Below are 13,123 nucleotides of genomic sequence, written 5' to 3'. Positions count from 1 at the left end.
GGATGAGCTTCGCACTGTCACCGGCCAGGCCGCTGCGGCTGCCGCCGGTGCTGGCCGCGGTCGCCGTGCTCGCGGTCCTCGCGCTGCCGCTCGCGCCGGGCGGTGAGGAGGGCGGTGCGGGACCCGCCGACGCGGTGTCCGCCCTCGTGGTGCTGTACGCCGCGCTGCGCACGCTGCGGGAGCGGCGGCGCCCGCTGTCCGCCACGGCCGTGGCGGTGCTCGGCACGCCGGTGGTGGGCCTGGCCGTCGCGGCGATGGGCGCGGCCTCGCCGGGCGCCGGGCTGACCGGCCTCGGCCGCTACCTCCAGGTGTTCGTCCTGGTCCCCGCCGCCGTCGTGCTGCTGGTCCGGGACCGCGCCGACTTCCGGCTCCTCGCCTGGTCGTTCGTGGGGCTCGCGGTCTGGCAGGGCGCGGTCGGGGTGCACCAGTACGTCACCGGCACCGGGGCGTCGTACCAGGGCGAGGAGATCCGCGCGGTCGGCACCTTCGGGCCGCAGGACGTGATGGGCATGGCGACCGTGGTGTCGTTCGGTCTGGTCTGCGCGCTGGGGCTCGCGCTCGGGCGTTCCCCGGTACGGCAGCGGGTGGCGGCGGGCGCGTGCGCGCTCGGACTGCTGCTGCCGCTGGCCGTCTCCTTCAGCCGGGGCGCCTGGATCGCCACGGTCCTGACCTGCGGTGTGCAGCTCGCCCTTGCCGGGCTGCGGCGGGCGCTGAAGGTGGCGGCGGTCGCGGTCGCGGCCGGCGTGGTGCTGGTGGGCGGCTTCGGAGTGGGTACGGCGATGCTCCAGGAGCGGCTCAGCAGCATCGGGCAGGTCACGGACGCGCCGGACCAGTCGGTGGTCGACCGGTACACGCTCTGGTCGGCGGCGACGGGGATGTGGCGGGAGCACCCGGTGACCGGGGTCGGCCTGAAGAACTTCCCCGCGTACCGGGACTCGCACGCCTCGCTGGCGCTGTCGTCCGGGAGCGACACGGAGGGGGCGGGGGCGGCGTACCGCAAGCAGCCGCTGCTGTCGCCGCACAACATGTACCTGCTGGTCCTCAGCGAGCAGGGGCTGCTCGGGCTGCTCGCCCTGGCGGGCAGCTGGCTGGCGCTGCTGGCCTGCGGGCTGCGGGGGCTGTGGCTGGTGCGGGCCGGTGACGGGCTGGACTGCGCGCTGGTGGGGTGCGGGCTGCTGATCTGGCAGCTCGTCGACTTCGCGTACGCCGACATCGGGGGGCCGTCGACGGTTCTCACGGCGGTGGTGTTCGGGGCGGTGGGCTGGTGGGCGTTGGTGGGGGCGGAGCGGGACGCGAAGGCTGCGGAGCGGTGACGGTGACGCCTTCCCGGGCTTCGGGGGTGGAGGCTCCGGATGTCGACGGCGGGGCCGAGGCGGCTGGTCGCGCCCCTGCGGCGGAGCCGCAGGTGTCGGAGCCCAACCCCGCTGACGGGGCGCCTCCCTCACGGAGTTTCCTCGCCAGGGCCGCTCTCGGCACCGCCGCGTTCTCGGTGCTCGGGTCGCTGCTCGGGCTGATCCGGGACCAGTCGCTGGCGCGGCTGTTCGGGGCCGGGCGGGACACCGACGCGTTTCTGGTCGCGTGGACCGTGCCCGAGTTCGCGGCGACGCTGCTCATCGAGGACGGGCTGGCGTTCGCCCTCGTGCCCGCGTTCAGCGTGGCCCTCGCCCGGCGGACGCAGGGGGCGCCCGGCGATCCCGTCCGGGCCCTGGTCGCCGGGACTCTGCCCAAGCTGGCGCTGGCCTTCGCCGGCGTCGGCGCCCTGCTGATCGGCGGGGCCCCGCAGCTCGTCGAGGTGCTCGCGCCGGGGCTGCGGGACCCCGGGCTTGCCGTCGGCTGCACCCGGCTCACCGCCACCTGCGTGCTGACCTTCGGGCTGGCCGGGTACTGCAGCGCCGCCCTGCGCGCGCACCGGCGGTTCCTCGCCCCGGCCGCGATCTACGTCGCCTACAACGCCGGGATCATCGCGGCGATGTTCGCGCTCGGCGGCCACTGGGGGGTGCGGTCGGCGGCGTTCGGGGTGGCGGCCGGGGGCGCCCTGATGGTCGGCCTGCAGGTGCCGTCGCTGCTGCGGCAGCTGCGGCACCGGCCCAAGGCGCGGGAGGAGGGCGTGGCCGGCACCGAGGAGCGGCCGCTGAACGTGGCGCTGATGGCGACGGTGCTGCTGTTCGCGCTGTGCCGGCAGTCGCAGGTGCTGATCGAGCGGTTCCTCGCCTCGCACCTGCACTCCGGGGCCATCTCGCACCTCAACTACGCGCAGAAGGTCGCGCAGATCCCGATGACGATGTCGATGATGCTGTGCACGGTCACCTTCCCGGTGGTGGCCCGGGCGCTGGCCGAGGGCGACACCGAGCGGGCCCGGAGCCGGGTCGAGCGGGACCTGTCGGTGGCCGCGAGCGTGGTGCTGCTCGGCACCGCCATGGTCGTGGCCTGCGCGCCGCAACTCATCCGGCTGCTGTTCCAGCGCGGCGCGTTCACCGCCGTGGACACCGCCGCCACGGCCGAGGTGATGCGGGTGTACGCGCTCGGGCTGCTCGGGCAGACCCTGGTCGGGGTGCTGGTCCGCTCCTACTTCTCGGCGGGCCGCGCCTCCTGGTACCCGGTGGGCGCCATGGCCGCCGGGATCGTGGTGACCTCCTGGATCGGCGCCCTGACGGTCGGCCCGTACGGCGTCACCGGCATCGCGGCCGCCAACGCCGTCGGCATCACCGCAACCGCCGTGCTGCTGCTGGCCGGGACGGGCCCGCGCAGCGTCCCGATCCGTACCCGGCGGGTGCTCGTCGAGCTGAGCCGGCCGGTGCGGGCGGCGGTCGCCGCGACCGCCGTCGGGCTCTTCGCCGCCGCGCGGCCGGCGGACCCGTTCACCGGTCTGGCCGCCGGCGCCACGGCCGTCACCGTCGTCTTCGTCCTGCTCGGCTGGGCCCTGGGCGCCCAGGGCGTCGCACCCGCACTCCGTTCCGTAGCCACCGTCACCCGAAGGCTCGCGCATGCCGTCTTCCATTGAGTCCGCCGCGAGGACCGGACGCCTCACCGGTCCGGTCCCCTGGGTCGCCATGTACCACTCCGTCGGCGACTGTTCCGACGATCCGTACCGCGTCACCGTCTCCCCCGGACGGCTGGAGAAGCAGCTCGGCTGGCTGCGCCGGCGGGGGCTGCGCGGGGTGTCGGTGGCCGGGCTGCTCTCCGCCCGGGCCCGCGGCGAGGGGCGCCGGCTGGTGGCGCTGACCTTCGACGACGGGTACGCCGACTTCCTCGACCACGCCCTGCCTCTGCTGGACCGCTGGGGCTGCGGCGCCACCCTCTTCGTGCTGCCCGGACGGTTCGGCGGCGACAACGCCTGGGACCCGCTGGGCCCGCGCAAACCGCTGCTCACCGCGGACGGCGTCCGGCGGGCCGCCGGCAGCGGGGTGGAGATCGGCTCCCACGGGCTCACCCACGTCGACCTGACGAAGGCCGACGCGCAGACCCTGCGGGCCGAGACCGCCGACAGCCGGGCGCGGCTGGAGGAGCTGGTCCAGTCCCCCGTCGAGGGCTTCTGCTACCCCTACGGCAGCGTCGACCAGCGGGCCGTCGACGCCGTCCGGGACGCCGGGTACGGCTACGGCTGCGCCATCGACCCGGGCCCGCTGGGCGGTCCGCACGCCCTGCCCCGGGTGCACATCGGGGAGAACGACCACGCCGGGCGCCTCTTCCTGAAGTACCGGCTGCACCGGCTGCGCCGCCGTCCCGTCCAGGGGCTGTGACATGAAGGCCCTCCACGTCATCACGGGCCTCGGGACCGGCGGCGCGGAGCAGCAACTGCGGCTGCTGCTGCGGCACCTGCCGGTCGCCTGCGACGTCGTCACGCTCACCAACCCGGGACCGGTCGCGGACGGGCTGGCCGCGGACGGGGTACGGGTGGTCCACCTGGGGATGGCCGGGAACCGGGACCTGGGCGCGCTGCCCCGCCTGGTGCGGCTGATCCGCCGGGGCCGCTACGACCTCGTCCACACGCATCTCTACCGGGCCTGCCTGTACGGCCGGATCGCGGCGCGCCTCGCGGGGGTGCGGGCCGTGGTCGCCACCGAGCACTCGCTCGGCGACTCGCAGCTGGAGGGGCGCGAACTGACCCCGGGGGTGCGGGCGCTGTACCTGGCGGGTGAGCGGCTAGGACGGGCCACGGTGGCCGTCTCGCCGACCGTCGCCGAGCGGCTGCGCCGGTGGGGGGTGCCGGGGCCGCGGATCGAGGTCGTCCCGAACGGCATCGACCTGGACCGGTTCCGCTTCGACCCGGCCCGGCGCCGGCGCGTCCGCGACCGCCTGGGCATCCCGCAGGACGCCTGGGTCGTCGGTGCCGTCGGGCGGCTCGCGCCCGGCAAGCGGTTCGGCGTCCTGGTCGAGGCCCTCGCCGGTCTCCCCGCCGACTGCAGGCTGCTGCTGGTGGGCGGCGGCCCGGAGGAGGACGCCCTGCGCCGCACCGCGCGGGCGGCCGGGGTCGCCGGCCGGGTGCTGTTCGCCGGCGAGCGGCCCTACGCCTCCGACGACGACCAGGACCCCGACCTGCCCGCCCTCGCCGCCGCCATGGACGTGTTCGCCTCGCCCTCCGCCGAGGAGGCCTTCGGGCTCGCGGTCGTCGAGGCGCTGGCCGCGGGGCTGCCCGTGCTCTACAGCGCCTGCCCGGCCGTCGAGGACCTGCCGCCCGCCGCCGCCCCCGGCGCGCGCCGCGTCACGGGCGGTGCCGCCGCCTACACCGAGGCGCTGGCCGCCGCCCGCGCCGCCGGCCCCGGCCCGCGCGGCGCGCCGGACGCCGCCCGTCACTACAGCATCACCCGCAGCGCCGCCCAGCTCATGGACGTCTACGCGGCCGCACTCGCCACCACACCACAGGGAGCCAGTACGCCATGACCGACAACACCGTCCGAGCACCCCGTCCGTTCCCGCGCGCCATCCCTCCCTGGTCGCTGCTGGCGGCCGGGGTCCTGGCCGGCGGGCTGCTGGGCGGCGCCTACGGCGTGCTGACGCCGCCGAGCTACACGGCGACCGCCTACGTCATCGCCGTCACCGCCGACAAGTCCGACACCGCGTCCGCGCAGGGCTTCGCACAGGCCTACGGCCGGGTCGCCACCCAGCTCGCGGTGCTCGGGGACGCGCAGATGTGGGCCGGGGTGCCGCTGAAGACGCTGCAGAGCAGTGTGCAGGCGGAGACCTCGCCGGACGCGCCGATGGTCGCCGTCTCGGCCAGCTCGCCGCACGCCCTCCAGGCCACCGACATGGCGAACGCGGTGGCCCGCTCGCTCATCCAGCACGCCAACGACACCAAGAGCGACACGAACGTCGAGCTCCTGCAGTTCTCCCGGGCGCCGAAGCCGACCACGCCGACCTCCGCGTCCTCGAAAGTGACCGGCCTGGTCGGCGCGAGCGCGGGCGGGCTGCTGGGCGGTCTGGTGCTCCTGGTCCGGCCCCGGCGCCGGGTGGCGGAGACCGCCCTGCAGGCCTCGGTGCCCGGTCCGGCCGTCGCCGCCGACGTACACGGACAGCTGTGACCACGACGGCCCCCCCGACGCTCGCCGCGTACACCACCGAACTCGTCACCGGCGACGGCGCCTTCGCCGCGCTGGCCCCGGCCTGGGGCCGCCTCTACCGGCGGTGCGGCACGGCCACCCCGTTCCAGAGCCACGCCTGGCTGCACTCCTGGTGGCGTTCCTACGGAACCCCCGGCCGGCTCCGTCTGGTCCTGGTCCGCTACGGCGGTGAGCTGGTCGGCGCGGCCCCGCTGACGCTGGTGCACCGGCCGCTGCCCACGCTGGTGCCGCTCGGCGGGGCGATCTCGGACTACGCGGACGTGCTGCTCGCCGACGCCGACGACGGCCGGGCGGCGGGCGCCCTCACCCGGGAACTGGCCGAGGCGGCCCGGACGGCGCTGATCGACTTCCGCGAGGTGCGGCCGGGCGGTGCGGCGGAGCGGGTCTTCGACCGCTGGCGCGGGCCGTGCCGGAAGGTGCCGGACTCGGTCTGCCTGGAGCTGCCGGCCGTGTCGATGGACGAGTTGGTCGGCAGGCTGCCGTCGAGCAAGGCCCAGCGGGTCCGCGCCAAGCTGCGCAAGCTGGGCTCGCTGGGGGTGCGCCGGGACGTCGTGCCGCCCGACGGGGTGGACGCGGCGCTGCGCCGCCTCCTCGACCTGCACCGGCTCCAGTGGCAGGGGCGGAAGGTGACCACCGAGCACCTCCAGCCCCGGTTCCAGGAGCATCTGGTGCGCTCGGTGGGGCCGATGGTGCGGTCCGGGGACGCGGTGGTCACCGAGTTCCGGCTCGACGACGAGGTGGTCGCCGTCGACCTGACCCTGCTGGCGCCGAGTCTCGCCGGCGGCTACCTGTACGGGGCGCATCCCCGGCTGCGGGAGCGCAAGGCGGACGTGGCGGTGATGCTGCTGGACGCCTGCACCGAGCACACCCGCACCGGTGAGCGGGGCACGCTGAGCCTGCTGCGCGGTGACGAGCCGTACAAGCACCACTGGCGGCCCGAGCCGGTCGTCAACCAGCGGCTGCTGCTGGCCCGGCGGCGCACCGCCCCGCTGCTGACGGCGGCACTCGGCGACGCCGCCGCCCGGCAGCGGATCAGGGAGGTGCGGCAGCGGTGGAAGGAACGCAGGCAGGAGTAGGCGGCACCGGGCGCACGGGTCCGTCAGTCGAGGCTGAAGCAGAGCTCCCCGCCGAGCCAGTACTCGATCCAGGCGCCCAGGTCCATCGACGTGCAGGAGGACGTGGGCGTGGCACTCGGCGTGACGGCCGGGGTCGGGGACGGGGTCGGGCCGGGTGCCGTCGGGGTCGGGGCGGGCGTCGGGGTCGCGGTGTCGGTGCGGCCGAAGAGCGCCTCGCGGTAGACGTGCGCGGAGCGCGGGTTGACCGAGCACTGCCAGACGCCGTGCGGGCAGTAGTCGGTCAGCGTGTTGTACAGCGGCTTGTGCTCGTCCATCCAGGCCAGCATCCGCCGCATGTACTCGGCGTTGTCGCCGTTGCGGAAAAGGCCCCATTCCGGATAGGAGATGGGCTTTCCGTGGGCCTTCGCGAAATCGACGTGCTGCTGAAGTCCATAGGGTTCCCGCACCTGTTGGTCGAAGGAGAGTCCGGTCGGCTGGTCGTACGAATCCATACCGATGATGTCGACCGTGTCGTCCCCGGGATAGCACTGCGTCCACGGAACGGCGTCGCGGCCCCGGCTCGACGTGAAGTCGAACCGGAATTTCTGGCCCGGCACCGCGCGCATGGTGGTGACGATCCGTCTCCAGTACGTCTTCCAGGCCTCCGGGTCGGGCCCGCAACGATGGGTGTAGGTAGTGCCGTTCATCTCCCAGCCGAGCACGATGACCGTGTCCGGGACCCGCAGGTCCACCAGCCGCTCGGCCAGGGCCCGGAAGTGGTGATCGAACGCCCCGGCGGCGCCCTGCCGCAGCAGCGCGCGGACCGCGTCGTCCCCGATGCCCTCCTCGTTGCGCTCCTGCATGGGCACGTTCAGGACGAGCGTCCGGTCGGCCTTCTCCCGTCGCCAGTGCGCCCAGACGTCCAGGAAGCCGGGGGCGCCCTCGATGTCGGCCCAGCGGTTGCCGGGCAGATACGTGTGCGCGACCTTCAGTTCGGTGCCGCCGAGCCAGCTGCTCAGCTGGGCCATGCGGGCGACGCCGAGCGGGCCGGAGTCGAGGAACGCACCGAAGGCGGGGGGCGTCGCCCTGGCCGGCGCGCCGACCGCGGGCGCGTCGGCGGCCAGGGTCGGGGTGGGCAGGGGTGCCGCCGATGCCGGGACGGACGTCGTGGGCGTCGGGGCGGCCGTCGTGGGTGCCGGGACGGCTGTCGCGGGTGCCGGAGCCGGTGGGCCGGTGACCCGCGCCGCCCCCGCACCCGCGGCGAATCCCGGGCCGGTCGCCAGGGTCGCCGAGGCGACGGCGACGGCCGCCGCGGCCACGGCCGGCCGGTACCACCGGAACCGCGATCGCTCTCGCCGCTGTGGGGTCATGCCCGCTCCTTTCTCCGCCTGTGCTCGTCCGTTCGCAGCACTCCTGAGAAAGTGCCAATTACTGACACTCAGTCATATCAATATGAATTTCGCCAGTGCGGCTGCGGCTTTCGGGTGCCCCGGACGACCGCACGGGTGAACCGACGCAAAGGAAAAGGTCCGTGTCGCTGCTAGACATCCGGGTTCCCGCGGTTCTGCTGCGGATCGACCGGAATCCCTTTCACCACGGCACCCTGGGAGCCGTGCGCTCGCTCGGCAGGGCCGGGGTGGAGGTCCACGTGGTCGCCGACTCCGCGGGCAGCCCGGTCCGCAGGTCCCGGTACGTACGGCGGCTGCACCCGCCGCCGGCGCCGGACGCGTCGCCCGCCGAGATCGTCGGCGTGCTGCGCCGGGTGGCGGCGCGGATCGCCCGCCCCGCGGTGCTGATCCCGATGGACGACGCGAGCGCCGTCGCGGCCGGCCGGTTCCGCGCGGACCTCGTGCCCGCCTACCTGCTCCCGCAGCAGCCCGGCACCCTGCCCGAACGCGTCGCCGACAAGGCCGAGCTGGCCGGGGTGTGCGCGGCGGCCGGGATCCCGCACCCGACGACGCTGGTCCCGGACGGCACCGAGGAGGCCGCTGCCGCGGTCCGGCGGCTCGGGCTGCCGGTGATCGCCAAGTGGAGCCGGCCCTGGCTGCTGCCGGCCGGGTCCGGGCTGCGCAGCACGGTCGTGGTGCGCTCGGCGCGGGAGGCGGTGGAGCTGTACCTGCACAGCGAGGAGGCGGGCAGCAGGCTGCTGCTGCAGGAGTTCCTGCCGCCGGGGCGGGACCGCGACTGGTTCTTCCACGGTTACGCCGACCGCACCGGGCAGGTGCGCGCGGGCGGCCCCGGCCGCAAGCAGCAGGCCTGGCCGCGCGGCGCCGGGCTGACCGCGGTCGGCCGGTGGACGCCCAACCCGCAGGTGCAGGCGCTGGCCGAGCGGCTCACCGGCGAGCTGGGCTTCCGGGGCATCTTCGACCTGGACTTCCGGCGCTGCGGCGACACCGGCCGCTACCACCTCCTCGACTTCAACCCCCGTCCGGGCGCCCAGTTCCGGCTCTTCGCCGACAGCGCCGGGCTGGACGTCGTACGCGCCCTGCACCTGGACCTGACCCACCGTCCGCTGCCGGACGGGGTGCCGCTGGCCGGACGGGAGTTCGTGGTGGAGAACTACGCGCCGCTGAGCGTGCTGCGCCCGGCGCCGCGTGGCCGGGAGCTGGCCTGGTCGGCACCGGACGACCGGGGGCCGGGCGTCGCGATGTGGGCGCTGTGGGGCCGGCACGTGGCGGGCCGGCTCCTGGACCGGCTGCGTGACGGGACCGCCGACCGGGCGCCGCACCCGCGCACGCCCGTGGTCCGCCAGGCCGGGGAGCCCCTCGTGCCCGCCGCCCGGGACGAGGAACACCCCGGCGTGGCCGGGGTCCCCGCCGCACCCGGCGTCTCCAGCCTCTCCGGTCGGCCCGACCGGTCCGACGACGAGAAAGCGAGCAGTTGCTGATGTACGACCTGCTGGTGGTGGGAGCGGGCCCGTACGGCCTGTCCATCGCGTCCCACGCCGCCGCGGCGGGCCTGAACGTGCGGGTCTTCGGCCGCCCGATGGCGTCCTGGCGCGACCACATGCCCCGCGGGATGTTCCTCAAGTCCGAGCCCTCGGCCTCCAACCTGTCGGACCCCGAGGCGCGTTGGCGGCTGGACGTGTACTGCGCGGGCCGCGGGGTGGCCGCCCGGCACGGGCAGCCGATCCCGCTGGACATGTTCGCCGAGTACGGCCTGTGGTTCGCCCGCAACGCCGCGCCGCCCGTCGACGAGCGCATGGTCACCCGGGTGGCGCCGGGCACCGGCGGCTTCGAGGCGACGACGGCGGACGGCGAGGTGCTGCGCGGCCGGACGGTCGCCCTCGCCGTCGGGGTGCTGCCCTTCGTGGAGATCCCGGCGGCCCTGCGCGGCCTCTCCCCCGACCTGGTCACGCACAGCAGCCACCACGCCGACCTGGGCCGCTTCCGGGGCCGGGACGTCACGGTGATCGGCGGCGGCCAGGCGGCCCTGGAGACGGCCGCGCTCCTGGCCGAACTGGGCAGCCGGGTACGGGTGCTGGTGCGCGCGGACGAACTGTTCTGGAACGCGGTGCCGCCGCCCCGGCAGCGCCCCTGGTGGCAGTCGGTCCGCGCCCCGCACAGCGGGCTCGGCCCCGGCTGGCGGAACTGGTTCTACTCCGAGCGTCCCGGCCTGTACCGGCGGCTCGCGGAGCCCACCCGGACCCGGATCGCGGCGACCGCCCTCGGCCCGGCCGGCGCCTGGTGGGTGCGGGAGCGGGTGGAGTCCGGGGTGGAGGTGCTGCTGGGCCGCGAGGTGACGGCGGCGCGCGCGACGGCGGGCGGGGTGCGCCTGGAGACCGCGGTGCGCGGTGGCGGGTCGGCCGTCCTGGAGACCGGACACGTCATCGCGGCAACGGGGTTCAGGGCGACCCGCGGTCGGCTCGCGCCGCTCGCCGAGGACCTGCGGACGAACCTGGTGACCGGGGCCGACGGGGCGCCCGAGGTGGGCCGGGACTTCGAGTCGTCGTATCCCGGGCTGTTCCTGGCCGGTCTGGTCACGGCCGCGGGCTTCGGTCCGGCGATGCGCTTCGTGCACGGGGCCGGCTTCACCGCCGGGACGCTGGTGCGCGGGGTACGGCGGCGGCTGCGCTCGGGGCCGGCCGGCTGGGGGGTCCCGGCCGGGCGGCGGGAGTCCGCGCCGGACGTGGTGCGCGGCTGACGGCCGGGTGCCGGGCCTGGCGGCGTCCGGCCCCGCTCTCCCGGCCGAGGAGCACAAGGGCCGGCCCCGGAACGCGGATGCGAAGGATCTGCGGTCCGGGGCCGGCCGTGCCACAGCCGGGAGGGCTGGTGCGCCGTGCGAGGTCGTCAGCCGTTGGCGCAGGTGCCGGCGAACGCCGGGTTCAGCAGCCCGATGACGTCGACGGTGTCGCCGCAGGCGCTGACCGGGACGTGCACCGGGACCTCGATCACGTTGCCGGAGACGACGCCCGGGGAGTTGGCGGCGGCGCCCTCCGCACCGGCGGAGGCGAAAGCGGGGACGGCACCGCCCAGCGCCAGAAGCGCGCCGGCGACCACAGCAGCGGTCTTCTTCATGAACTTTCCCTTCTCTGCGGTCATGCCCGTATGTCGGCCGAAACCGAGCGAGCACAGCATGAACGGCTCGCACCATGACCGGCAGGCTGTAGAACGAGGAATAGACGGTCGAAGAAACTACGGAACGTGCATCGTCGATCAATTCACTCGAACGCCCGCCCAGAATTGACACGGAGAGAGGAAACGCTTCGCCTTGCGGCGGGAATTTCGGGAGCACAACAAAGCCCGCCCGGGTGGCGCAGAAACGCGCACCGCCCGGGCGGGCTTTCACAGGACCGGGGTCACTGGTTGGCGACGCCGTTGGCCGCGAGGACCGCGATGTCGTCCAGGACGTGCGACACCGGCTCGTCACCCTTGGCCTGGGTGGAGTTCTCGGCGCACTGCTGGTTCTGCGGCGCGGACAGGACCGGGATGTCCTGAGCCACCCCGACGGCGGCGATGAGACCGAGGATGCCCTGGGCGTTCGCCTTCGCGGGCAGGCCGACGCAGAGCTTGTTGAGCGAGCCCTGGACCAGGGTCGCCTGCGGGCTCATCTTGCCCTTGGTCACCTGGTTGCCGAACGTCTCGTGGGCCCCGTTGCCACTGACGGAGGTGGTGCCGTGGTCGTTCCCGGTGGCAAGCGCCTGGGGGGCGGCCGCCGCCGACACGCCTACGACGGACACGGCGACCGCCGCCGCGGCCATTGCCTTCTTCAGCATTTCGCTTTCCTTTCCCGGCTCTCAGGCCAAGACGGACGTTCCTGCCCGGCATCAACCGCCCGCATCCGGAATGGTTCCGGCACCGCGCGCCATGTCACCCGTTCGGACCGACGGTCTCGCGGAATTCCCCGAAAACTCCGGGCCTCTCCCCCCTCGGGGATTTCCCGGCTGTGGGCCGTTGGAGTGAAGCGGAGCAACCAACCCGGGCGGACGCAGTTGACCAGTGCGCTCCGGTGGACGGGGTGTCCTCAGAAGGGAACTGACAAGTGATCAAGAAGGTTCTGGCCGCCGCCGCAGTCGCCGCCTCCGTCGTCGGCGCCTCCGCTGCCGCCGCCTCGCCGGCCCTGGCCACCGGCAACGACCACGGCACCACCTCCGCCAGCGGCAACGGTGCCCAGCAGGCGTTCGGCAACTCCGCCACGTACGGCAACATGAGCCCCCAGCTGGCGCTCATCCAGGGCTCCTTCAACAAGCCCTGCATCGGCCTCCCGGCGAAGCTGAACCTCCAGGGCCTGGTCGGCCTGGGCGCCGTCGGCGTCCTGCAGGACGTGCCGATCCTGTCCGCGCCGCAGAACCAGCAGTGCGTCGAGAACTCCACCCAGGCCAAGGGCGACGAGCCGCTGTCGCACATCCTGGACGACATCTCCGCGCTGTCGGCGAACGGTACCGGCAACAAGTAGTCCGGAAGCACTCCGGGATCCGGTTCGGGGCGCGCCGGTCGACTGATCGGACTGCGCTCCGCCAATCGGGGCATATCTCGCAACCTTGGCGAATCCGGGTAAGTTGACGATCACGCAGCTCCTCCCCGGAGTCCGCCTTTCGAAAGGGAACAAACATGAAGAAGCTGTGGGCAACCGCGGCTGTCGCCGTCACCGTCGCCGGTTTCGCTGCCACGGCCGCTCCCCAGGCCCTGGCCACCGGTAACGACAACGGCACCACCTCGGCCAGCGGCAACGATGCCAAGTCCGAGTTCGGCAACTCGGCCACGTTCGGCGACATGAGCCCGCAGCTCTCGCTGGTCCAGGGATCGCTGAACAAGCCGTGCGTCGGCCTTCCGCTCAAGGCGAACCTGCAGGGTCTCGTCGGTGCGGTCGCCGTGGGCGTCGCCCAGGACGTGCCGATCCTGTCCGCGCCGCAGAACCAGCAGTGCGTGGAGAACTCCACCCAGGCCAAGGGCGACGAGCCGCTGTCGCACATCCTGGACGACATCTCCGCGCTGTCGGCGAACGGCACCGCGAACCAGTAGTCCTCGGACGCCGCGGGCGGCGGGCCACCGGTTCTCCCGAGACACTGCG

13 protein-coding genes are annotated in these 13,123 nt (G+C 74.4%); 10 read left to right on the top strand and 3 right to left on the bottom strand.

Annotated features, from left to right (window positions below; translation table 11 throughout):
• Positions 1-2: 2 nt before the first annotated feature.
• From AB0472_RS30035 to AB0472_RS30010, 6 genes are all read left to right on the top strand, one after another.
• Complete coding sequence (locus tag AB0472_RS30035; protein WP_366360905.1) at positions 3-1,313, top strand: O-antigen ligase family protein; 1,311 nt, start codon at positions 3-5, stop codon at positions 1,311-1,313.
• A gap of 92 nt (positions 1,314-1,405) precedes the next feature.
• A complete protein-coding gene (locus AB0472_RS30030; RefSeq protein WP_366360903.1) occupies positions 1,406-3,001 on the top strand; it encodes a lipid II flippase MurJ in 1,596 nt (531 codons plus the stop codon).
• A complete protein-coding gene (locus AB0472_RS30025) occupies positions 2,985-3,740 on the top strand; it encodes a polysaccharide deacetylase family protein (RefSeq protein WP_366360901.1) in 756 nt (251 codons plus the stop codon). Before AB0472_RS30030 ends, AB0472_RS30025 begins: the two co-directional genes overlap by 17 nt.
• A gap of 1 nt (position 3,741) precedes the next feature.
• Positions 3,742-4,881, top strand: coding sequence for a glycosyltransferase (locus AB0472_RS30020; RefSeq protein ID WP_366360899.1), 1,140 nt, complete (start codon positions 3,742-3,744; stop codon positions 4,879-4,881).
• Positions 4,878-5,519, top strand: a complete 642-nt coding sequence (locus AB0472_RS30015; RefSeq protein WP_366360898.1) for a lipopolysaccharide biosynthesis protein — start codon at positions 4,878-4,880, stop codon at positions 5,517-5,519. Before AB0472_RS30020 ends, AB0472_RS30015 begins: the two co-directional genes overlap by 4 nt.
• Positions 5,516-6,634: a GNAT family N-acetyltransferase gene (locus AB0472_RS30010; protein ID WP_366360896.1), complete on the top strand. Its 1,119-nt coding sequence runs from the start codon at positions 5,516-5,518 to the stop codon at positions 6,632-6,634. Before AB0472_RS30015 ends, AB0472_RS30010 begins: the two co-directional genes overlap by 4 nt.
• Before the next feature lie 23 nt (positions 6,635-6,657).
• On the opposite strand, the gene AB0472_RS30005 is transcribed toward AB0472_RS30010, so the two are convergent.
• On the bottom strand, positions 6,658-7,983 hold the full coding sequence (locus AB0472_RS30005; RefSeq protein WP_366360894.1) for a glycosyl hydrolase: 1,326 nt from the start codon (positions 7,981-7,983) through the stop codon (positions 6,658-6,660).
• 161 nt (positions 7,984-8,144) lie between these two features.
• On the opposite strand from AB0472_RS30005, the gene AB0472_RS30000 reads away from it, so the two are divergent.
• The gene (locus AB0472_RS30000) at positions 8,145-9,500 is read left to right on the top strand and encodes an ATP-grasp domain-containing protein (RefSeq protein WP_366360892.1); all 1,356 of its coding nucleotides are present in this window, start codon (positions 8,145-8,147) and stop codon (positions 9,498-9,500) included.
• Entirely contained in the window at positions 9,500-10,756 is a 1,257-nt protein-coding gene (locus AB0472_RS29995) for an FAD-dependent oxidoreductase (RefSeq protein ID WP_366360993.1), read from the top strand. Before AB0472_RS30000 ends, AB0472_RS29995 begins: the two co-directional genes overlap by 1 nt.
• A gap of 146 nt (positions 10,757-10,902) precedes the next feature.
• Here the strand turns inward: AB0472_RS29995 and AB0472_RS29990 are convergent, their stop codons facing one another.
• Both AB0472_RS29990 and AB0472_RS29985 read right to left on the bottom strand, forming a co-directional pair.
• On the bottom strand, positions 10,903-11,130 hold the full coding sequence (locus AB0472_RS29990) for a chaplin (protein WP_366360991.1): 228 nt from the start codon (positions 11,128-11,130) through the stop codon (positions 10,903-10,905).
• 281 nt (positions 11,131-11,411) lie between these two features.
• Entirely contained in the window at positions 11,412-11,828 is a 417-nt protein-coding gene (locus AB0472_RS29985) for a rodlin (RefSeq protein ID WP_366360890.1), read from the bottom strand.
• Between the two features lie 266 nt (positions 11,829-12,094).
• Here AB0472_RS29985 and AB0472_RS29980 point away from each other — a divergent pair, with 266 nt between their 5' ends.
• Positions 12,095-12,508, top strand: coding sequence for a rodlin (locus tag AB0472_RS29980; RefSeq protein ID WP_362582709.1), 414 nt, complete (start codon positions 12,095-12,097; stop codon positions 12,506-12,508).
• Between the two features lie 155 nt (positions 12,509-12,663).
• Complete coding sequence (locus AB0472_RS29975; RefSeq protein ID WP_366360888.1) at positions 12,664-13,074, top strand: rodlin; 411 nt, start codon at positions 12,664-12,666, stop codon at positions 13,072-13,074.
• Positions 13,075-13,123: the final 49 nt, after the last annotated feature.

It is taken from the genome of Streptomyces sp. NPDC086777 (genome assembly GCF_040702065.1).
Classification (GTDB): Bacteria; Actinomycetota; Actinomycetes; order Streptomycetales; family Streptomycetaceae; genus Streptomyces.
Note: the sequence above shows the minus strand (reverse complement) of the source record. Positions and strands in the feature narration are given on the sequence as shown.